At 40.7% G+C, this 22321-nt stretch carries 23 protein-coding genes; 9 read left to right on the top strand and 14 right to left on the bottom strand.

The features are described 5' to 3' along the window. Window positions 1-40: 40 nt before the first annotated feature. The 7 genes from carA (at window position 41) to H9X96_RS08685 (ending at window position 6192) form a co-directional block, all read left to right on the top strand. On the top strand, window positions 41-1153 hold the full coding sequence (gene carA / locus H9X96_RS08710) for a glutamine-hydrolyzing carbamoyl-phosphate synthase small subunit (protein ID WP_187665891.1): 1113 nt from the start codon (window positions 41-43) through the stop codon (window positions 1151-1153). Window positions 1154-1251: 98 nt separating this feature from the next. Then, the gene (locus tag H9X96_RS08705) at window positions 1252-2022 is read left to right on the top strand and encodes an ABC transporter ATP-binding protein (RefSeq protein WP_187665890.1); all 771 of its coding nucleotides are present in this window, start codon (window positions 1252-1254) and stop codon (window positions 2020-2022) included. A gap of 7 nt (window positions 2023-2029) precedes the next feature. Beyond that, window positions 2030-3121, top strand: coding sequence for an ABC transporter permease (locus H9X96_RS08700; RefSeq protein WP_187665889.1), 1092 nt, complete (start codon window positions 2030-2032; stop codon window positions 3119-3121). 463 nt (window positions 3122-3584) lie between these two features. Continuing rightward, window positions 3585-3986 carry an aquaporin gene (locus H9X96_RS22885; RefSeq protein ID WP_304622250.1) on the top strand — a complete coding sequence of 134 codons (402 nt, stop codon included), beginning with the start codon at window positions 3585-3587 and terminating at the stop codon, window positions 3984-3986. Continuing rightward, entirely contained in the window at window positions 3935-4126 is a 192-nt protein-coding gene (locus H9X96_RS23080; protein WP_370576727.1) for an aquaporin, read from the top strand. The genes H9X96_RS22885 and H9X96_RS23080 overlap by 52 nt, the downstream gene beginning before the upstream one ends. A gap of 162 nt (window positions 4127-4288) precedes the next feature. After that, window positions 4289-5584, top strand: coding sequence for a phosphopyruvate hydratase (gene eno / locus H9X96_RS08690; protein WP_187665888.1), 1296 nt, complete (start codon window positions 4289-4291; stop codon window positions 5582-5584). A gap of 308 nt (window positions 5585-5892) precedes the next feature. Continuing rightward, window positions 5893-6192, top strand: coding sequence for a septum formation initiator family protein (locus H9X96_RS08685; protein ID WP_187665887.1), 300 nt, complete (start codon window positions 5893-5895; stop codon window positions 6190-6192). Here H9X96_RS08685 and H9X96_RS08680 read toward each other — a convergent pair. The 12 genes from H9X96_RS08680 to H9X96_RS08625 all read right to left on the bottom strand — a co-directional run bounded on the left by H9X96_RS08680 (window position 6189) and on the right by H9X96_RS08625 (window position 18615). After that, window positions 6189-6800 (bottom strand): trimeric intracellular cation channel family protein, encoded by a 612-nt coding sequence (locus tag H9X96_RS08680; protein WP_187665886.1) that lies wholly within the window; start codon window positions 6798-6800, stop codon window positions 6189-6191. The two genes, H9X96_RS08685 and H9X96_RS08680, sit on opposite strands and share 4 nt — an antisense overlap. Before the next feature lie 12 nt (window positions 6801-6812). Next, window positions 6813-8897: a hypothetical protein gene (locus H9X96_RS08675; protein ID WP_187665885.1), complete on the bottom strand. Its 2085-nt coding sequence runs from the start codon at window positions 8895-8897 to the stop codon at window positions 6813-6815. Between the two features lie 201 nt (window positions 8898-9098). Further along, window positions 9099-9842: a 3-oxoacyl-[acyl-carrier-protein] reductase gene (fabG, locus tag H9X96_RS08670; protein WP_187665884.1), complete on the bottom strand. Its 744-nt coding sequence runs from the start codon at window positions 9840-9842 to the stop codon at window positions 9099-9101. 33 nt (window positions 9843-9875) lie between these two features. Beyond that, complete coding sequence (locus H9X96_RS08665) at window positions 9876-10928, bottom strand: agmatine/peptidylarginine deiminase (RefSeq protein WP_187665883.1); 1053 nt, start codon at window positions 10926-10928, stop codon at window positions 9876-9878. Continuing rightward, window positions 10912-11787 (bottom strand): carbon-nitrogen hydrolase, encoded by an 876-nt coding sequence (locus tag H9X96_RS08660; protein WP_187665882.1) that lies wholly within the window; start codon window positions 11785-11787, stop codon window positions 10912-10914. Before H9X96_RS08660 ends, H9X96_RS08665 begins: the two co-directional genes overlap by 17 nt. An 81-nt stretch (window positions 11788-11868) precedes the next feature. After that, window positions 11869-12072, bottom strand: coding sequence for a cysteine-rich CWC family protein (locus tag H9X96_RS08655; protein WP_187665881.1), 204 nt, complete (start codon window positions 12070-12072; stop codon window positions 11869-11871). A 459-nt stretch (window positions 12073-12531) separates the two neighbouring features. Next, window positions 12532-14910, bottom strand: a complete 2379-nt coding sequence (locus H9X96_RS08650; protein WP_187665880.1) for a ribonucleoside-diphosphate reductase subunit alpha — start codon at window positions 14908-14910, stop codon at window positions 12532-12534. 109 nt (window positions 14911-15019) lie between these two features. Next, the gene (locus tag H9X96_RS08645; protein ID WP_062551177.1) at window positions 15020-15994 is read right to left on the bottom strand and encodes a ribonucleoside-diphosphate reductase small subunit; all 975 of its coding nucleotides are present in this window, start codon (window positions 15992-15994) and stop codon (window positions 15020-15022) included. 373 nt (window positions 15995-16367) lie between these two features. Continuing rightward, on the bottom strand, window positions 16368-16739 hold the full coding sequence (locus H9X96_RS08640) for a septal ring lytic transglycosylase RlpA family protein (RefSeq protein ID WP_255431056.1): 372 nt from the start codon (window positions 16737-16739) through the stop codon (window positions 16368-16370). Window positions 16740-16875: 136 nt separating this feature from the next. Continuing rightward, on the bottom strand, window positions 16876-17358 hold the full coding sequence (locus H9X96_RS08635) for a methionine-R-sulfoxide reductase (protein WP_187665878.1): 483 nt from the start codon (window positions 17356-17358) through the stop codon (window positions 16876-16878). Window positions 17359-17499: 141 nt separating this feature from the next. Beyond that, the gene (gene sucD, locus H9X96_RS08630) at window positions 17500-18372 is read right to left on the bottom strand and encodes a succinate--CoA ligase subunit alpha (protein WP_062550384.1); all 873 of its coding nucleotides are present in this window, start codon (window positions 18370-18372) and stop codon (window positions 17500-17502) included. Between the two features lie 24 nt (window positions 18373-18396). Continuing rightward, window positions 18397-18615, bottom strand: a complete 219-nt coding sequence (locus H9X96_RS08625) for a hypothetical protein (RefSeq protein WP_187665877.1) — start codon at window positions 18613-18615, stop codon at window positions 18397-18399. Between H9X96_RS08625 and H9X96_RS08620 the strand changes: the two genes are divergently transcribed. Further along, window positions 18614-19042 carry a hypothetical protein gene (locus tag H9X96_RS08620; RefSeq protein ID WP_187665876.1) on the top strand — a complete coding sequence of 143 codons (429 nt, stop codon included), beginning with the start codon at window positions 18614-18616 and terminating at the stop codon, window positions 19040-19042. The genes H9X96_RS08625 and H9X96_RS08620 overlap by 2 nt on opposite strands. A 163-nt stretch (window positions 19043-19205) precedes the next feature. On the opposite strand, the gene H9X96_RS08615 is transcribed toward H9X96_RS08620, so the two are convergent. Next, entirely contained in the window at window positions 19206-20978 is a 1773-nt protein-coding gene (locus tag H9X96_RS08615) for an ABC transporter ATP-binding protein (RefSeq protein ID WP_187665875.1), read from the bottom strand. Window position 20979: 1 nt separating this feature from the next. Then, complete coding sequence (truA, locus tag H9X96_RS08610) at window positions 20980-21747, bottom strand: tRNA pseudouridine(38-40) synthase TruA (RefSeq protein ID WP_222943854.1); 768 nt, start codon at window positions 21745-21747, stop codon at window positions 20980-20982. An 83-nt stretch (window positions 21748-21830) separates the two neighbouring features. On the opposite strand from truA, the gene H9X96_RS08605 reads away from it, so the two are divergent. Continuing rightward, a complete protein-coding gene (locus tag H9X96_RS08605; RefSeq protein WP_187665874.1) occupies window positions 21831-22289 on the top strand; it encodes a DUF4293 domain-containing protein in 459 nt (152 codons plus the stop codon). Window positions 22290-22321 lie beyond the last annotated feature (32 nt).

Genomic DNA, 22321 nt, shown 5'->3' with positions numbered 1-22321 from the left:
TTCTCTTTTTTCACCATAATTTCTCATTTTTATACACACAATGACTAACTACACCAAGTTACCTGCAATCTTGTTATTGGCTGATGGCACCGTTTACTACGGAAAAGCTGCGGGAAAAATCGGCACAACGACCGGAGAAATCTGTTTCAATACAGGAATGACTGGATATCAGGAAATTTTCACTGATCCTTCTTACTTCGGACAGATCATGGTTACCACCAATGCACATATTGGGAATTATGGAATCCACAGAGAAGAAATTGAGTCTGACAGCATCAAAATCGCAGGTCTGGTTTGTAAAAACTACAACATCGGATTTAGCCGTAAAGAAGCATCAGAATCTATTCAGGACTATTTTCAGAATGAAAACATTGTAGGAATTTCAGATATTGACACTCGTGCTCTAGTGCGTCACATCAGAAATAAAGGAGCAATGAACGGCATCATCTCTTCAGAGATCACAGATCTTGAAGAATTGAAAGCTAAATTAGCAGCAGTTCCATCTATGGACGGTCTGGAATTATCTTCTCAGGTATCTACTAAAGAACCTTATTTCTATGGCAACCCAGATGCAACTTATAAAATTGCAGCACTAGACCTTGGAATTAAAAAGAATATCCTTCGTAACTTCGATGAAAGAGACATTTTTATTCAAGTATTCCCAGCTAAAACCAGCTTTGAAGAAATGAATAAATGGGGTGCAGACGGATATTTTATCTCTAATGGCCCTGGTGATCCATCTGCTATGCCTTATGCAATTGACACTGTAAAACAAATTCTTGCAGCCGATAAACCATTGTTCGGAATCTGCTTAGGTCACCAGTTATTAGCGGAAGCTAATGGTATTGGTACCATGAAAATGTTTAACGGACACAGAGGATTAAACCACCCGGTTAAAAATATCATCAAAAACCACTGTGAAGTAACTTCTCAGAACCATGGTTTCGGTGTAATTGCTGAAGAGGTGAAAAAATCTGATAAAGTAGAGATCACCCACTTGAACCTGAACGACCAAAGTATCGAAGGTATTCGTGTGAAAGGTAAAAAAGCATTTTCTGTACAATATCACCCGGAGTCTTCTCCAGGTCCACATGACTCTCGTTACTTATTTGATGATTTTATTGAGATGATCAAAGGCGAATTGGCCTGGTAATTAGAGACAATTCTCTTCAAAACATCATTTTACCGTTATATTCGAAGGTTTAGCAGGATTAGGTTTTCTAATCTTCTAAACCTTCTTACATTTATAGTATGGACAACACCAATGCCATCATTAGTGTAAAGAATCTCGTAAAAAAATACGATGACTTTACCGCAGTACAAGGCATCAGCTTCGATGTGTATGAAAACGAAATCTTTGGACTTTTAGGTCCGAATGGAGCCGGAAAAACGACCACTTTAGAAATCATAGAAACCCTTCGCGGGAAAACTTCAGGAGAGATCCTAGTGGATGGTTATGATGTCGATAAAGAAGCCAATAAGATCAAAAGAATCATTGGCGTACAGTTACAGGCTGCCGGATACTACCCTAACTTAAACCTGGTGGAATTAATGGAGCTGTTTTCCGGACTATATGGCGTAGACATCAATCCGATGGAAATGCTGGAAAAGGTGAACCTGCAAGACAAGGCGAAAGCCAAATACAAAGCCCTTTCCGGTGGACAAAAACAACGATTTTCTATTGCCACCACCTTAATTAATGCCCCAAAAATTATCTTTCTGGACGAGCCAACTACTGGTTTGGATCCACAGGCCAGACGTAACCTTTGGGACTTGATCATTGAGATCAGAAAAAACGGGACTACCGTAGTTATCACTACGCATTATATGGATGAAGCAGAACAATTGTGCGACCGCGTTGCTTTTGTAGAACGTGGAGAAATCATAGCATTAGACACGCCAGACAACCTGATAGACCAGTTGATCAATACTGGTTTTGAAAGAAAAAAAGAAGTTAAGAAAGCCAACCTCGAAGATGTTTTCATCCAACTGACTGGTAAAGAATGGCGCGAAGACAATTAATAAGAACATGAGCAAACCTTACAATCATACTAAAGCTACCATGGCACTTGCGAAAGCAAGTTTCCGTTCGATCATGCGTAGCCCATCGGCCGTGGTATTTACACTGGCTTTCCCACTGGTTTTTATCCTGGTATTTGGATTTCTTGGCAAAGGGGGCATAAAAGTAGATCTGGCCATTGCACCAGGTTCAGACCTTCACAATCCGATCATGGTGGCACTAGAAGAAAATCCGGTAGTACACCTGATCAGGGATAAAGATGCAGCAGAAATTAAAACAGACCTGGAGAAGGGCAGCATTGATGGCCTCATCCACGTGAAAAAAAATGCAGCAGAAAAACCTGCCTACCTAGCAAAGGTGGAATATACTTCCGCTTCTATAGATAAAGGGAATGTCCTGAAATCAGTGATCCATAACCTGATGTACAACTTAAATTCTAAAGATATGATGCCAACTGTGGCAGAATTGAACGAGAGCACTGTACAAGGCCGTATTTACCGTACCATCGACTTTATTCTACCTGGACAGCTTGGTTTCTCTCTATTGAGTACCGGCGTATTCGGAACTGCATTCGTATTTTTCAATTTACGTCAGACCTTAGTGATCAAACGTTTTTTCGCCACACCAGTGAGGAAATCCAGCATTGTTTTTGGTGAAGGAATTGCCAGAATCGGATTCGCTTTATTGGGTGCCATATTTATTATCATGATTGGTCATTTCTTTTTCCATTTCACTTTGGTAAATGGCGCAATTACCGTCATCAATATGTTGATCCTGGCCATCATCGGCCTGATCGTATTTATGGGTTTTGGATTTGTAGTCTCAGGAATTGCTAAAAGTGAAAGTACCATCCCTCCTATTTCCAACATTATTACCTTACCGCAATTCTTATTGTCGGGTACCTTTTTCTCTATTGATGCTTTCCCTGAATGGTTACAGCCCATCAGCAGAGCATTACCACTTACCTACTTAAACGATGCGATGAGAAAAGTTGCTTTTGAAGGTGCAGGACTATGGGATGTAAAACACCAGATTCTGATCATGATCGTATGGGGCATCGGAATTTATGCCCTAGCCGTCAAAGTATTTAAATGGGAATAACTGACCTGTAAAATCTAAAAACAGATTTTCAAATCTTTTCAAAATAAAACATACTCAGCGTTCTTCCGAAAGGGGGAACGCTTTTTTTGTGAGTAAACCTGTCGGAGCAAGGCAAAAATATGCAATAATTTCAAGCTGAATTCTCCTAAATCCATCACCAGAATAAGCTCAAAAAAAGCAAAAAAACGGCCCTGCCATAAAGAAAAATAAAGGCAATAGCCAGCTGAACCTCAACCTTTTATCACTAAAATAATCCTATTAGGAATATTAAAAACATGTTAGTAATTTCCTTATAAATTAACGAACAACAAAAATCTTTAAAAAAATGAAAAAACTAGCTGCAGAATTTATTGGAACCTTTTGGCTGGTTCTTGGCGGTTGCGGAAGCGCCGTACTGGCCTGAAATTTTCCCGGCGCCGGCATCGGCTTCCTAGGCGTTGCCCTGGCTTTTGGCTTAACGGTATTGACAATGGCTTATGCTGTTGGCCACATCTCAGGTGGACACTTTAATCCTGCTGTATCCGTAGGATTATGGATGGGCGGCCGTTTTGATGGCAAAGACTTGATTCCTTACCTCATTTCACAAGTTTTAGGCGGCATTTTAGCCGCAGCTGTACTCTATGTGATCGCTACAGGCAATGGCAGCGAAATCGGGACTTTTGCAACGAACGGTTACGGAGAACATTCGCCCGGCAAGTACAGCATGGTTGCCGCACTTGTTTGTGAGGTAGTCATGACCTTTATCTTTTTACTCGTTATTCTGGGCGCTACAGACGACAGGGCTCCTAAAGGCTTTGCTGGTTTGGCGATTGGATTGAGCTTAACGCTAATCCATTTAATCAGTATTCCTGTGACGAATACTTAAATCCTGCCAGAAGTAACAGTCAGGCGCTATTTGTAGGTGGAGAAGCAGTAAGTCAATTATGGCTGTTCTGGGCAGCCCCAATTGCTGGCACCATACTCGCCGGATTAGTCTATAAAGCCATTTTTGCCGCTAAACCATAACTAATCCTTTTTTTAAGTCGCTATAAACTAATTATATAACATTTTAAAAGCCGTAATTAAATTAATTACGGCTTTTTTGTGTTTAATTTTTAACTTTGGATATCGCCATAGTAATTGTAAGATTTACACTAAGGCTGACTAACAAAATAAAATCCAATAAAAATGAGTTTAATAATTGATGTTCATGCCAGACAAATCCTCGATTCAAGAGGGAACCCTACTATTGAAGTAGATGTAATGACCGAAAATGGCGTTCTTGGTCGTGCTGCAGTACCTTCTGGTGCTTCAACAGGTATGCATGAAGCGGTAGAGCTTCGTGATAACGACAAGTCTGTGTACTTGGGTAAAGGTGTTTTAAAAGCCGTTGCCAACGTAAATGATAAAATTGCTGATGAATTAAGAGGTGTTGATGTATTTGAACAAAATGCAATTGACAACTTAATGATCAAGCTTGACGGAACAGACAACAAAGCAAACTTAGGCGCAAATGCGATTTTAGGTGTTTCTTTAGCGGTTGCTAAAGCAGCAGCTCAGGAGAGCCGTCAGCCTTTATACCGTTATATCGGTGGTGTGAATGCGAACATTCTACCTATCCCGATGATGAACATCGTGAATGGTGGTTCTCACTCTGATGCACCGATCGCATTCCAGGAATTCATGATCATGCCAGTTGGCGCGTCATCATTCTCTGAAGCATTGAGATGGGGAACAGAAGTTTTCCATAACTTAAAAGCAATCTTACATGGCCGCGGTCTTTCTACTGCGGTAGGTGATGAAGGTGGTTTTGCACCAACATTCGACAGCACAGAAGATGCAGTGGAAACCATTATTCAGGCGATTGAAAAAGCAGGTTACAAAGCAGGAGAGCAAATCTTCTTAGCATTTGACTGTGCGGCTTCTGAATTCTTCGTGAACGGTAAATATGACTATACTAAATTTGAAGGTGAAAAAGGCGCAATCCGCACCAGTGCTGAGCAAGCAGAATACCTTGCGCAGTTAACGGAAAAATACCCTATTATCTCTATTGAAGATGGTATGGATGAGAATGACTGGGATGGATGGAAAATGTTAACAGACAGAGTTGGCGACAAAGTTCAGTTGGTTGGTGATGATTTATTCGTAACTAATGTCACTCGTTTACAAGACGGTATCGACAAGAAAACTGCAAACTCTATCTTAGTAAAAGTAAACCAAATCGGTACTTTAACAGAGACTATCAATGCAGTTAGCCTGGCACAAACCAATGGTTATACTTCTGTAATGTCACATAGAAGTGGAGAAACTGAAGATACTACGATTGCAGATTTAGCAGTAGCTTTAAACTGTGGTCAGATCAAAACAGGTTCTGCTTCACGTTCAGACAGGATTGCAAAATACAACCAATTGTTACGTATTGAAGAAGAATTAGGTTCTGCAGCACGTTTCATCGGTAAAGATTTTAAATATTTCAAAAAATAATTGAATAGAATCATCAGCCTTTCGGCTGGATTACATTGTTTTTAGCAGGATTGCTGAACAAAATAATTCTTTTCGTCCTCAAAATCTTTTGAAGAAAAGATTTATGGGTACTCAAATGACCTTTATTTTGTGCGCATGTAAAAAAAACTGCAAATCATACCATAGGACATCCGGAGCGTTAAACCTTCGGATGTTTTTATTGTTTTTAAGGCTGCCGGCTTTTGTTTTTCCGGGTTTATCACATTCTTATGCACATTATGTTCATATTTTCATAGGTTTGTACTTTCATATCTTTATATCTTTGTATCATGGAACGTTTACTGGAACTTATACGCAATAAATACTTCCTGTCTGTGGCGGCCTTTATCGTGTGGATGTTGTTTTTCGACAGGAATGACATGGTATCTCAATACGAATTCCGGTCTGAGGTGCACAAACTTCAGGAAGAAAAGGATTTCTATGAAAAGGAGACTGCGCAGGTAAAGAAAGACTTGAGCGAACTCAGCACCAATTTAAACATGGCAGAGAAGTTTGCACGCGAGAAATACTTCATGAAGAAAGACAATGAGGATGTTTTTGTGATTGTAAAAGAAGCGCCTAAGAACTAATACCCGAATTTAGGCAGGGTGAGTTTGTATTTGACCACTACCACCCTGAATATAAAGATAAAGGCAATCACGGAGATATTGGCCATATCATCTTCCATTTTAAAATGCTTGAGTCCAAAATAGAGAGAGCCGCCCAAAATACAGGCAGTGGCGTAGATCTCCTTTCGGAAAATCAATGGGATCGTATTTAAGAACGTATCTCTGATCACCCCACCGAAACATCCGGTAATAGTTCCTAATGCGATACAGATCCCTGGACTCAATCCAAATGCAATCCCTTTTTGAATACCCAGCATGGTAAATAAGCCCAATCCAAGGGAATCAAACAGGAATAGTGTAATTTTAAATTTTCTGATGTGCGTTTTAAAGAAAATAGTCGCCAGAGAAGTGAACAAAATCAGCAGACAATAATTGATATCCCGCATCCAGGCCACCGGTGTATCGCCCAGCAGCATATCCCTTACTGTACCGCCTCCAATGGAAGTCACGAATGCGATAATTAGCACGCCAAAAGGATCGAGTCTGCGTTGCATAGCCGCAAAAGAGCCCGAGATTGCAAAGGCAACCGTACCCAATACCTCAATGGTTTCCATTGTACCAATCTGCATATCCTGTGGGAATTAAATTTCGCCGTTTCTCTTTCTGAAAAACCACTCCAAGCTAAGCAATAAGATGATCATCGCAAACAACCATTTAAAATTTATCAGGGCTTCATATTTCAGCTCTTCATAACTCAGCGTTTTAATGTTTTCGTTCTTTTCAATATCCTGCTGGATTTTCAAAAGATCTGAAGGCATATATAGCTTTCCATTGGTCTGGACAGCCATACTATTCAGCAATTGGTGGTTGGCAATGGTTTGCTGATATTCAGCAATCATCGCGTTCACATAGAAAGCCCCCTGAACCTGATGTTTCTTGTCGCCGAGTGTAGTGCTGGCTGTAAACGTGTAATTCCCCGCAGGTAACATCCCCGCATCCAGCTGATAACCAGCCGCTGTTCTTGAAAAAAGAAAATTATAAACCTTTCCTTCTTCATTTTTTAACTGCAGGCTCACCTCTGGTGTATTCATTGCTGCGTAGCTATCATTGTACAGCACCGCATTGATCAATACATGCTCATTTTCTTCAAAAGTGCTTTTTGAAGGGTAGACTTTGAACTTACGCTTATCATCTTTCACTGCCAGATATTGCACTGTTTTAGCAATCAGATCGTCCAATACCGGGGTCGTCAAACCATCTTTTGCTGCTGATAATTTCCAGCGCCATAGCCCTTCCCCGATCAGGTAACCGCCTTTGCGGCCATTGTCATTCACAAAAAATAACAGAGGCGCCTCCGTTTTAATTTTTCCGATCCGCTGTTTCAAAGCTACAAAGCCAGTTCCATTGATCACCACCTGGCCAAAAGGAGCCAGTAATGGATCAAAATCATTGATTACTTTAGCGGCAGCCGCATCAATATCGAAAGTCGTAAAAGCTGTATTCACAGTAGGAAAAGCTTCCTGAATTGCACTGTTGGCTCCATTAATGCTGACCAATTTTTGCAGCGCATTAAAGCGGTTAATATCCGATTGTGCCCCAACAATATACCAGGCCGGAACAGTGCTCTGCTGCAATTTACCCATAAAAGCAGCTCCTGTTCGCTGCACATCCGGCAATTGATATAAGATCAATAAACCATAATCATTCGGATTCAGTCCGTTTAAGTCCTCTCCTACAACCACTTTTAGCTCATAATTTTTATTGGCACTCAATGCCTGCCTGATCACCGTGAGGTCTGGATGTACCCCACCGGAAGCAATCAGTACCTTCTGACCTGCATCGATCACCTCTATAAAAATCTGCTGTGTATTGTTTTTCTCTGATACCTCATTGGCCAATGGGCTCAGCTGAACCATATATTTTTGCAAACCCAATTTATTGGCCTTCAGTTTTACGGGAATCGAAGCCGCAAAAGCATTGCTGCTGATGGACACCGGCTGCTCCGCTACCTGTTTCCCGTTTTCAAATACTTTCAATTTTGCCAGTTCGCCCTTACTTTCAAAAGCCTCAACCTGCACTTCTATCGTAAAATCATTGTTAAGATAAACCAGGTTATTGTGGTTCACATTTGCTACCCTCAGATCTCGTTTTGGAATCGTATCTCCCAAAGCGATGGTGTATACTGGTGCTTTTAATTTGTTTAAATCATACAACGGACTCCCACCACGATTAAAGATGCCGTCTGAGGCCATAATGATCGCACCGACGTTCCTATTCAGGTATTCATCATTTAATCGGTTAAACAGCACCGTAGCGTTGCTCAGCTTGCCTTTATTACTAAAATCAAAGCCTGTTTTTACACTATCACTAAAATGATAAACTTTTACCTCATAGTTTCCGGAGAGTTGGTCCCTTAATTTCTGTAAGTCCGCTTCATACTGCTGTTTGTTAAAACCGGCTGGCTGCACATGGTCTACAGAAAGCGAATTGTCCTGCGCAATAATGATCGATGGTTTCTCCAGCTGATAACTTAAACGCTTCATCAATGGCAAAAACAGCAGGGCACAAATCACCGCCACCACAACCGCCCTCAATGAAGCCAGAAAGCCTCGCAATCTGGGATCCAAATGCGCAGTTTTACGATAAGCGACATAAGCAAACAGCAGTCCTAATAAAAGACAGCCCACCAAAGTCAGTATCGTATAAAAATTAAAAGAATTGCCCATAAGTATAAAGCTAAGATGCTAATTTTTAAAAAACAAAATCAAATTATTTAACAGCAAAGCCCATCACCTTACAGATTTTTACGCACAAAAAAGGAGTATCTGTGTGAAGGCCTAGGAAATTTTGCCCTTTCAGGCAAAAGGTTCCAGCCAGAACACCGATACTCCTTTTTAAAAGTATTTTGAGCTTCGAAAAGAAAACCTTTACAACATACCTCCGCAAACCGACAATACCTGTCCTGTTACGTAAGCACTCATGTCAGAAGCTAAAAACACGCAAACATTTGCCACATCTTCTGGCTCTCCTGCTCTTTTCAAAGGAATTCCTTCTTCCCATCCTTTTACTACTTTAGGATCCAATACCTCAGTCATTTCTGTACGGATAAAACCTGGCGCCACCACATTCGTTCGAATGTTACGTGAACCCAGTTCTTTCGCTAAAGATTTAGAAAAACCGATGATACCCGCTTTAGAAGCTGCATAATTCGCTTGTCCCGCATTGCCTTGAACACCTACTACAGAGCTCATATTGATGATAGAACCTTTACGGGCTTTCATCATCACTTTAGAAGCAGCTTTAGAAATGTTAAACACAGATTTAAGGTTTACATTGATCACATCATCCCAGTTTTCTTCGCTCATGCGCATTAGTAAACCATCTTTAGTAATTCCTGCGTTGTTCACTACAATATCTAAAGTACCGAAGTCGGCCACAACATCATTGATCAATTGATCTGCTTCAGCAAATTTCGAAGCATCTGAGCGGTAGCCTTTCACTTTGGTACCGAAGCTTTGCAGCTCTTGCTCTAATGCCTCACCTTTTTCAACGGAAGACAGGTAAGTAAAAGCAACGTTTGCACCTTGCTCCGCAAATTTCTCCGCAATCTTACGGCCGATTCCTTTTGAAGCACCGGTGATCAATGCTGTTTTTCCTTCTAATAATTTCATTATAAATATGTTTGGTTAATATGATTGTAACAATTAAACTGCTGGCTCCTGCTGACTCAAGCAATGAAAGCTGCCCAATCCCCAGATAATATCTGTAGAATCGATGCCTACTACCTTTCTATCCGGGAAAACGTCCTGAATAATTTTCAATGCTTTCTCGTCATTCACATCCCTGAAAGTAGGAACGATCACTGCCGCATTGGCAATATAGAAATTTGCGTAAGAAGCTGGCAAGCGTGTATCCTCATGAATTACTGGCGAAGGCATTGGCAATTTCACAATATTCAAAGGCCTGCCATCCAATAAGCGCATTTCTTTTAGTGCTTCCAGGTTTTCCTGTAAAAGGATATAGTTTTCATCCAAGGGATTGCTTTCTACTACTGTTAATACGGTATCTTCATTTACAAAACGGGTAATGTCATCGATATGACCATCAGTATCATCGCCAACAATACCATCACCTAGCCAAAGGATTTGCTCAGCACCATAGAACTCCATTAAATAGTGTTCTATCTGTTCCTTTGTCAGATGAGGATTTCTGTTATCATTTAACAGGCAAGCGGTAGTGGTTAAGATTGTTCCTGCACCATTAAATTCAACCGAACCACCTTCCATTACAATTTCAGGAAGGTATAGCGGCAACTCATAATGCTGGGCAATTTTGGTTGGGATCACATCATCCAGGTCGAATGGCGGATATTTGCCACCCCAGGCATTATAACCCCAATCTACTATTGCTTTCTGATCTTTTGCTGCATTCAATAAAAATGCAGGACCATGGTCTCTGCACCAGGCATCATTAGTCGGGTTCATGAAAAACTCCACCTGACTTAAATCGGCATCTACTTTTTCCAGTTCTTGAATGGCAAACGCTTTAGTTTCTTTATCATTGATGTTGATTCTTACCTTCTCGCCTGTGGCTACAATTTTAATGAACTCGCAGTAAGGGCCATAAATTGTATCCAGTTTTCCTGGCCATGAGGCTTCCTTATGTGGCCAGCTCAACCATGTTGCTTCGTGTTTTGCCCATTCCGCAGGAAAACTGTATCCTGCTTTTTTGGGACTATCATTAAATAGATTCGTCATCTATATATCTTTTGGTGATTTGTGAATAACTATCGATGCGTCTGTCGCGTAAAAACGGCCAGTGCGTCCTGTAACTGTCAGATTTTGACAAGTCCAGTTCTACTACTTTCAATTCTTCTTTACTATGGTCTGCCTGGTACAATAACGTTCCAAAAGGATTGGAAACAAATGATCCGCCCCAGAAAGCAACACCAGCTTCTTCTCCTACGCGGTTGATGCTCACTACAGGAACACCGTTCGCGATTGCATGAGCGCGCTGAATCATTTGCCATGCATTGTATTGTTCTACATTGGTAGCTTCATCCTGAGTAGTTGCCCATCCAATGGCGGTTGGATACACCAGGAAATCTGCACCCATTAATGCGGTTAAGCGGGCAGCTTCCGGATACCACTGATCCCAGCAGATCAAAACGCCAATTTTAGCGAATTTAGTTTTGAATACTTTATAGCCTAAATCACCAGGGGTGAAGTAGAACTTCTCATAAAATCCTGGATCATCCGGGATGTGCATTTTACGATATTTACCCAGATAAGCACCATCAGCGTCTAATACGGCTGTGGTATTGTGGTAAAGGCCTTCTGCTCTTTTCTCGAATAAAGAAGCTACGATCACTACATTCAGCTCAGCAGCCACTTTCGACAGCACATCTGTTGATGGGCCTGGAATTGCCTCTGCGAGTTTAAAGTTTTCATAATTCTCTTCATCGCAGAAATACAATGAAGTAAATAATTCCTGCAGACACACGACCTGTGCGCCCATAGCGGCGATTTCTCTGATCTTAACGATCGCCTTATCTAGATTCTCTTGTTTATTACCGGTACAACTCATCTGCACCAATCCAACCTGTACTTTAGCCATTCTATGAAATTTTGTGATACAAAGTTAGCAGAAAATAATTTCCACTCTAATTGTTATTTGAAAGATGTGCGGGCCATGAAATTATGCGGATACCAGGTCTCTATATTCCTGCTGAAGTTCGAACAAGCATTTCGCACAAAGACAGCTTTCATAATGCTCGCTGATGTACTGTACTTCATTCAGGTTTAGCTGGACTGCGCTGCACTGACATTTCGTGTAGGCGTTGGCCTTACACTCTATAGGTGCACCGCAACGTTCGCATGGAATAATTTCGTGTTTGGCCATTATTTCACAAAGATACGAGATCGCAGATTAAGGTGTATAAACGTTAATAAATATGACAAAATCCTTATTTACAAGTAAAAAGCATGTGGATAACCCTGTGTAGAACCTGTGGGTAATGCGTTAGCAACCTGTTGGCAGTCGGTGGACAACCTGTTTGTAACTCATCCCCTGCTGTGGACAACTTGTGAGTAATTTTCAAAGATGTGGATAACCTTGTGTAAAACCTGTTAGTAAGCTGTGGGGAACACGTTAGGAACCTGTTGACAATTTCATAAAAATCGTGGATAACCGTGGAAAAACTCACTATGATTGTGCAAAATCCCAGTGTAAACTGTGAACAAGCTGTGTAAAACCAAAAATAAGAATGTGGATAACCTCAGTTTAAGAGGCCTCAAATGGTCAGAAAAAAGGGGCAAGTTTTGAAGCTTACCCCTGATGGTTTATGCGTTTAGATTGTAATTAACCAGAGCAGCTAATGCAGCCTTCTTCCATTGAACAAACCGGACCGTCAGTAATCTCTTCTACTACCTGCTCAATATGCTCAGGAATGACTGGCTCCATGTTTTTACCAGCTTGATTCTCTACTGTAAACTTAACTGCTTGTGAAGCCGCTTGTGTACGCAGGTAATACATACCAGTTTTCAATCCCTTTTTCCATGCGTAGAAGTGCATTGAAGTTAGTTTCGAAGTGTTTGGTGCATTGATAAATAAGTTTAGTGATTGCGACTGGCAGATATAAACACCTCTGTCGGCAGCCATATCAATAATGCTGCGCATTTTGATTTCCCAAACTGTTTTGTACAATTCTTTAATATAGTCAGGGATCTCAGCGATGTCCTGAATCGAACCATTCGCTAGAATAATTCTGTCTTTCATTGCTGGAGTCCAAAGGCCTAAAGCAACCAGATCTTTTAGCAAGTGTTTGTTAACGACTACGAATTCACCGCTCAATACCCTTCTGGTATAAATGTTAGAAGTATAAGGCTCGAAGCACTCATTATTTCCTAAGATTTGAGAAGTTGAAGCAGTAGGCATTGGCGCTACTAATAACGAGTTATACACCCCGTTTTTAACTACATTTTTGCGCAATGATTCCCAATCCCAACGGTTACTATCCGGCTGTACATTCCAAAGGTCGAACTGGAACTTACCCTTAGACAAAGGAGAACCTTTGAAAGTCTCGTAAGGACCATTCACTACCGCAAGGTCATGAGAAGCAGTCATTGCCGCGAAGTAAATCGTTTCAAAGATTTCTTTATTCAACTGACGTGCACCTTCACTTTCGAAAGGCAAACGCATCAAAATAAAGGCATCAGCTAATCCTTGTACACCCAATCCGATTGGTCTGTGACGCAGGTTAGAGTTTTGCGCCTCAATTACCGGGTAATAGTTGTAATCGATGATCTTGTTCAGGTTTAAAGTAGCCTGATAAGTTACATCATATAATTTTTGGTGGTCAAACTCACCGTTAATTACGTATCTAGGTAAGGCTAATGAGGCTAAGTTACATACGGCAACTTCATCTTTAGAGGTATACTCGATGATCTCTGTACACAGGTTAGAACTTTTGATGGTACCCAGGTTTTGCTGGTTAGATTTGCTGTTAGCCGCATCTTTATACAATAAATAAGGCGTACCTGTTTCGATTTGTGAATCCAGGATGGCGAACCATAATTCCTGGGCTTTGATCGTTTTACGCGCTCTTCCTTCTTGCTCATAACGCTCATAAAGTGCGTCAAATTCTTCACCAAAGCAATCTGCTAACCCTGGTGCTTCATGCGGACAGAACAAGCTCCAATCGCCATTTTCTTCCACACGTCTCATGAATAAATCACAAACCCATAGTGCATAGAACAAATCACGCGCACGCAATTCTTCTTTACCATGATTTTTACGCAGGTCAAGGAAACTGAATACATCTGCATGCCAAGGCTCTAAGTAAATCGCAAAGGCTCCTTTACGCTTACCTCCACCCTGATCTACATAACGTGCCGTATCATTGAATACTTTTAGCATTGGAACAATACCGTTACTGGTACCATTAGTACCACCGATATAAGAACCTGTAGCACGGATATTGTGAATACTCAATCCAATACCCCCAGCACTCTGAGAAATTTTTGCCGTTTGTTTCAGCGTATCATAAATTCCTTCAATACTATCATCCTGCATCGTCAATAAGAAACAAGAAGACATCTGAGGTTTTGGTGTAGCCGCATTAAATAAGGTTGGTGTCGCATGTGTAAACCAACGCTCACTCATCAGGTTGTAAGTTTTAATCACACTGTCGATATCTCCTTTATGGATACCTACAGAAACCCTCATGAACAAATGCTGAGGGCGTTCTACAATCTGTCCTTCAATTTTCAGCAGGTAAGATTTTTCCAGTGTTTTAAAACCGAAGTAATCGAAACCAAAATCTCTGTCGTATATAATGGTACTGTCCAGAATATCTGCATTTTCTTTAATCACCTCCCAGACATCGTCTGCGATCAGTGAAGCTGATTTTCCAGTCTTGGCATCTATATATAAATACAGGCTTTCCATCGTTTTTGAGAACGATTTAGTCGTGTTTTTATGTAAGTTAGATACCGCGATACGGGAAGCCAGCAAAGCGTAATCCGGATGTTTCGTAGTTAAAGAGGCGGCGGTTTCTGCTGCTAGGTTATCCAGTTCAGAGGTCGTTACTCCATCATATAAACCTTCAATTACCTTCTTGGCAACATCAATCGGATCTACCAGTTCGACATTAAAACCGTAACATAACTTCTCAATGCGAGCCGTTATCTTATCAAACCTAACCGCTTCTTTGCGGCCATCTCTTTTTATTACAAACATATTTTTCAGCTTTTTAAGGGTGCTGATCGGGAGGTGGTAAAGATCCCGGCAAAGGCACCAAATTTCAATTATTTATTTTAGGTTACTGTCCTTGCAAAGGAACCAGTATTTAAAAGTCGTCATCTAAAGAGAAAGCTGCTGCTTTATCTTCTGCTGAAGTCAGGACACCGCTCTTCTGGTAATCTCCTACTCTTTTCTCAAAGAAGTTGGTTTTTCCCTGCAAAGAGATCATCTCCATGAAATCGAATGGGTTAGTGGCATTGTAGATTTTGGTATACCCCAATTCCTGCAGCCATCTATCCGCAACAAATTCAATGTATTGAGACATCAGTTTGGCGTTCATTCCGATCAGTGCTACCGGTAAAGCATCCGTTACGAATTCTTTCTCGATTTCTACCGCATCACGAATGATACCATGAACCTGCTCTTCGCTTAATCTGTTTTTCAACATGCCATATAATAAACATGCGAATTCACAATGTGAACCTTCATCTCTGGAAATCAATTCATTACTGAAGGTCAATCCTGGCATCAGGCCACGTTTTTTCAACCAGAAAATTGAGCAGAAACTACCACTGAAGAAGATTCCTTCTACGGCAGCAAAGGCCACTAAACGTTCTGCAAAGCTACCATTTTCAATCCATCTCAATGCCCATTCTGCTTTTTTCTTCACACAAGGAACGGTATCGATGGCATGGAATAACCTGTCTTTTTCATCAGGATCCTTGATATAGGTATCAATTAATAAAGCATAAGTTTCTGAGTGAATGTTTTCCATCATGATCTGGAAACCATAGAAGCAGCGTGCTTCAGGCAGCTGCACTTCGCTCATGAAGTTTACGGCAAGATTTTCATTTACGATACCATCACTTGCCGAGAAGAAGGCAAGAATATGAGAAATGAAATGTCTTTCGCCATCATTCAAGTTGTCCCAGTGTTTCTGATCATCGGAAAGATCAATTTCTTCCGCAGTCCAGAAGCTAGCTTCACTTTTTTTATACATTTCCCAGATTTCAGGATATTTAATTGGCAAAAGAACAAAACGATCTTTGTTTTCTCTTAATAATACTTCTTCTTCTTGCATAAGCATCTTTTTAATAAGGATAAATGTATAGAATAATTTAAAAGCGTCTTAGAATCCAGCGGACAGGCTATCCATACTTAGTTTTTAAATTAGATTGGAATAAAATTCACCATCAACATTAAATCACTAAATACTAAAGCTTTAACTAAAAATCCTGATGTGGTTTACTAAAGAACTTTACTATAACAAATATAAAGTCTGGCACTCTGATTCCCCTATAATAGTTGTTAACAAGAGGTCATATTTATCAACACGCTGAAAAGAAATTGACACACTAATTACCTTGAATTTTAGTATTCATTTCTTTTTATCGTTTACAATACTTTGTAAACGATGTGGATAAATAGAGATTAAACCGAAAAGTTAAGGAATGTTATTCTGATTCAAGCTGGTAGCTGATTTCAACTTTTGAATGGCCTTTACTGTAGAAGCCTAGTTTTTTTGCTGCACCTGCGGAAAGATCAATGATGTATTTTTTACTGTGCGGGCCTCTGTCGTTCACTTTAACGTGGACTGTTTTCCCGTTGGAAAGGTTGGTTACTTTAACCATGGTTCCGAAAGGTAGACTGAGGTGAGCTGCGGTCATTTTACTCGCCCGGTAACGGTGGCCGCTGGTGGTCCGGCGTCCTTCAAATTTCCTGGCATAATAAGTAGCATAACCTGTCTTTGTGCGTACCGTTGTATCCGCTTCTATTGTTCCGTTGGTATTGTCGACCACGGCAGAAATGCCTGTGAAAGACAACATCAAACATAAAAATAAGCAATACTTCATATTTACAATTGTTGGTGAAGCGACAAACATAAGCAAACTACCTCCGGATAAACAAGAAATGCCCAGCAAGTTATCACTGAGCATTATGGTAATTTCCAGAAAAATTCTATTATTTCTTATCAGGAACAAAGGCCATAGAAATGGAGTTCACACAGTTCCTTGTATTTTTGTTAGTGAATCCTTCTCCAATAAATACGTGACCCAGATGTGCTTTACAATTTGCGCATACAATCTCAGTACGCATACCATCTGCATCTGGAATTCTCAAGACTGCTCCTTTGATTTCATCATCGAAGCTAGGCCATCCGCATTCAGACTCAAATTTATTCTCTGAGCGGAACAATGGAGCGTTACATCGGCGACAGATATAAGTTCCTTTTTCTTTATTATTCAGCAGCTTTCCCGTGCCAGGATATTCTGTTCCTTTACCCACGATTACGTCTTCTTCAGCTTTGGTTAATTTATTCCATTCCATAAGATTCTTGCTTGTTTTTTGGACTTGTTCTTTTTTCTCTTTTTGTGCACAGGCGGTTAGACTAGTAACTACCAGTAAACCGGCCAATATAAATGCTTTGTTGATCAGGGCTTTCATCTGTGTCTCCTTAATTTTATACAATATACGGCTAAATAGTTTTTAGAGTTTTCCAAAACTGCCATAATACCGTCATCCTTAAATAAAAAAAGCTCCGATGAAAAATTCACCAGAGCTTTTGATTTATACAAGAAGATCTTATTATTTCTTCAATAAAGCAGCCATTGCTTCACCGATTTCAGCAGGACTTTCTACTACACGGATACCACATTCAGCCATAATTTTCATTTTTGCAGCAGCAGTATCATCTTCGCCACCAACGATTGCACCAGCATGGCCCATTCTACGTCCCGGAGGCGCAGTCTGACCAGCGATGAAACCAACAACAGGCTTAGTACCATGTTCTTTGATCCAAAGCGCTGCTTCAGCTTCCATACCACCACCAATTTCACCAATCATGATGATACCTTCAGTTTCTGGATCGTTCATTAACAATTCAACTGCTTCTTTAGTAGTGGTTCCAATGATTGGGTCTCCACCGATACCGATTGCAGTAGTAATACCTAAACCTGCTTTCACTACTTGATCCACTGCTTCATAAGTTAAAGTACCGGATTTTGAAACCACACCTACTGTACCTTTTTTGAAGATAAAGCCTGGCATGATACCGATTTTTGCCTCATCAGCAGTAATGATACCTGGACAGTTTGGACCAATTAAACGGCAATCTCTGTCAGAAATATATTCTTTTACTTGAATCATATCCTTTGTTGGGATACCTTCAGTAATACAAACAATCACTTTAATACCTGCTTCAGCAGCTTCCATAATGGCATCTGCAGCAAAAGCTGGCGGAACAAAAATGATAGATACATTGGCACCGGCTTGATCAACCGCATCCTTTACCGTATTAAATACGGGCCTTTCCAAATGAGTCTGGCCACCTTTGCCTGGGGTTACACCACCAACAACGTTAGTTCCGTAATCTATCATTTGAGAGGCATGATAAGTACCCTCATTTCCAGTAAAACCCTGAACAATAACTTTTGAATCCTTATTTACTAAAACACTCATGTATCTATTTTTTTTTGTGCAAATCTAAGCTAATTGGAATGGATTGTCAAATTCATTACCATTTTTATTACAATCCAATTTTATTTTTAATTGTGACCCATTTTCATTTTTGACAAGGCCTGTTTTGATTTCCTTTTGAATCATCAAAAAAATACCCATTTCTACTATAAGCCCATCATTATCACAATTTTTTTGATAATCCTGACAAATACCACTTTCTTTACAAAAAAAACTTCCTGCCATGACCCCCCTGAGTATCGTATTTAAAATCACCAACATAGGAAACGGAAAGTTCCTGACCACCAAAAACGAAGTGAACAACCTAATTGTAGATGTCATCAACAGAAACCCAACACAGCCTTCTAATATTTTAAGAGCACTTACGATTAAAGAATTCCAGGAGGCTCCAGCCGCAAAGAAGGTGCTGACCAGCAATGAATATTTTTTCATTAACGAAATCACAGATGTAGAAATTGCCATTACCTACCTTCCTAAAGAAAAAGCACTTTCAGACCAGTTTTATACCCAGTGGAGATTTGTACAGCTGTCTGAACCTTATCAGCTGATTCAATACCTGGATGAAAATAAAGTAGTGGTTTACAGCGAAAGGACAAAAGTAATCCACACCATTAAGCTGGATAAGACGATTAGTGTGGTAGTGAAGAACTAAGGGAGAACTGTCCTCTTCTCATCGCGTTCTAACCAAGTGCTAACTAAACCATGCCAAGCAAATCGGCCCTAGCAGGGCCCTACCATCCCCCTGCCTGAGCCCTGCTAGGGCCCAATAAGTACGCCGGACTGAAGGTCATCATTTTGAATAATTTTTCTTTTTTTTAGGCAGATATTATTCCACCAGAGTGGAATTGAAGGTCATATAGCCGCTTGTAGTAGCCATCCAGTTTCAATAATTCCTGGTGTGTTCCCATTTCCTTAATCTCCCCTTTATCCAGCACCAGAATCTGATCTGCTTTCTGAATGGTAGACAAGCGGTGGGCGATCACGATCGAGGTCCTTCCTTTCATCAGGTTTTCAATGGCTCGCTGGATCAGCATTTCCGTTTCCGTATCCACCGAAGAAGTGGCTTCATCCAGCACTAAAATAGATGGATTATAAACCAATGCGCGGATAAATGAAATCAACTGTGCTTGTCCGGCAGAAAGCGTAGCCCCCCGTTCCATCACATTATATTGATAACCACCAGGCAATCTTTCTATAAAATCATGAGCCCCTACTTTCTTAGCCGCATCCAGCACTTCTTCCATTCCGATTTCCGGATTGTTTAAGGTGATGTTGTTAAATATCGTATCTGAAAACAGGAATACATCCTGCAGCACTGTGGCAATATTTTTTCTAAGGAAATCCAATTTATAGTCCTGAATCGGCACCCCATCAATTTTAATCTCCCCTTTCTGAATTTCATAAAATCTATTCAGAATGTTAATGGTAGAAGATTTACCGGCACCAGTAGCCCCTACCAGGGCAATGGTTTTTCCTGCCTGCACCTCAAAAGAGATGTTTTTCAGTACATAATTTTCATCAATATAAGCGAACCATACCTGATCAAAAGTAATAGAACCGGCCATTTTTGCAGGCGCGAAAGTTCCTTTATCCTCGGTATGCTCATCGGTATCCAATACTTTAAACACCCTTTCGGCACCAACCATCCCCATCTGCAGGGTATTGAATTTATCTGCAAGCTCCCTGATCGGACGGAACAGCATACTAATGTACAGAATAAACTCAGCGATGGTTCCGGGTGTCACATCGATTGGTTTAGCCAGGATACTTTTAGAGCCATACCAAACGAGCAAACCCAATGACATCGCAGAAATGATCTCTACTACCGGGAAAAATATAGAATAATACCAGTTAGAGCGGATATTGGCATCACGGTAACGGGCATTGATTTTAACAAACTTTTTATATTCCTGCTGTTCTCTGGCAAAATACTGGATAATGGACACACCTGAAATGTGTTCCTGCAGATAAGTATTCAGGTTAGAGACTTCAGTTCTGATTTCCTGAAAGGCAGATTTAATGGCCTTTTGAAAAACGGAAGTTGCGATCATGAGTAAAGGCATCGGCAGCAACACCACAAAAGTCAGGGCCCAATCTCTGTAAATCATGACACCAATGATGACGATGACCATCAGAATATCGCCTATGATCACAATTAATCCCTCGGAAAAGATCTCTGCAATGGTTTCCAGATCGGAAACGGTACGGGTAATCAATTGTCCGATTGGCGTATTGTCGAAATATTTCAGGCGTAATTTAGTGATGTGGTTGAACACATTGATCCTGAGATCTCGGATGGCCGACTGTCCCAGGGTATTGGTCAGTAGGGTTTGGCTAAATTGAATTCCTGCCTGAACCACCAGCAGCACCAGCATCAGGATGGTCATGTTGAGTAAACCACCGTACTCCCCTTTCATTATATAGTGATCCAGTGTATATTGGATTAGGAACGGTCTTGCAGGAGCAATTAAAGCCAGCAATATCGTCAGTACGATTGCCCAGATAAAGATCGTACGGTAAGGTTTTACATATTGAAAAACTCTTCTCAACAGGCCAACATTTAACGCATCACCACTTATTTTAGACATATCAATAGGTTACATAAGGATAAACAACACTCACTAAATAGAGTCCGCATGCAGGAACTGATTGTCCGGCGTTACTTCTATTTTTCTGTTCCATAATTTCCTGGAAATCCTTTTTACTGATTTCCTTTTTACCCACACGAATTAAAGTACCCACAACCGCACGTACCATATTTCTCAGAAAGCGGTCTGCGGAAATCGTGAATTTCAATCCGCCCTCTATTTCTTCAAAATAAGCGGCTGTCACTTTACAGTTATTCGTAAAGGTCTGGGTATTGGATTTACTGAAGCAGGAAAAATCGGTATGCTCCAGAATCAGCTTTGCGGCTTCATTCATAGCGGGCACATCCAGCTCTCCCTTAAACAACCAGGATCGATCCAGTTTAAAAGGGTCTTTATGAAAATGGAGGTAATAATTATACGCTCTTTGCGTGGCATGAAAACGGGCATGAGCATCTTCCGCGACCGGAAAAACTCTTTTCACTGCAATCTGGTAAGGCAGCAGGGAATTGATTCCGGCAATGGAGCGCTCCACCTCAACTGGCTTTTCCGGCAGGATTTCCAGGTCGAAATGGGCAAAAAACTGAGTGGCATGAACACCTGCATCGGTACGGCCGCAACCTAAAGAGGCCACTGGCTGGCGGAAATAAACGGACAGTGCTTTGTCCAGACATTCCTGTACGGTGACTGCATTCGGCTGAATTTGCCAGCCGTGGTAAGCCGTCCCATTATAGGACAATTCCACAAAATATCGTTGTATGTTCGGTTTCAATGGGGCAAATTTAAACTTTTGGATCAAGATATTGATTGCTTAGTATGGCCCTTTTAATATATTTGTTGAAATTATTGAAAGATATGATACAAAGAGTACAATCAATTTGGCTGCTATTGGCGGGCCTGACTATATTACTTTTATTATTTGTTCCGATTGTGAGCAGCCAGTCTAAGGGTTCAGAATATTGGATTCTTGCTACAGGTTTATACCAGAAAACAAATGGTGTTGAGGGAAAAATCGAGTATTTCAAGCCTTTATTTATGAATACGGTAGCAGTAAGTATGCTGTGTTTGGCTACAATTTTCACTTTTAAAAATAGAGTCGGACAAAAACGACTAATTATTTTTGCGATGGTTTCTACGCTTTTTTTAGGATTTTGGGTCTTTGATGCGGCACAAAATATGCCTGGTGGCATCGCTGCTGTAAAGCTTGGTATTGGTGCTTTCTTACCCCTTATCAGCCTAATATTTTGTGCATTAGCGATCCGGGGAATCCGAAAAGACGAGCAATTATTGAGGTCGGCGGATAGGCTCCGATAATTAATTACCTCATTTTTATTTAGTTACGCACA

The sequence above is a fragment of the Pedobacter sp. N36a genome (assembly GCF_014472395.1).
Lineage (GTDB): Bacteria > Bacteroidota > Bacteroidia > Sphingobacteriales > Sphingobacteriaceae > Pedobacter.
Note: the sequence above shows the minus strand (reverse complement) of the source record. Positions and strands in the feature narration are given on the sequence as shown.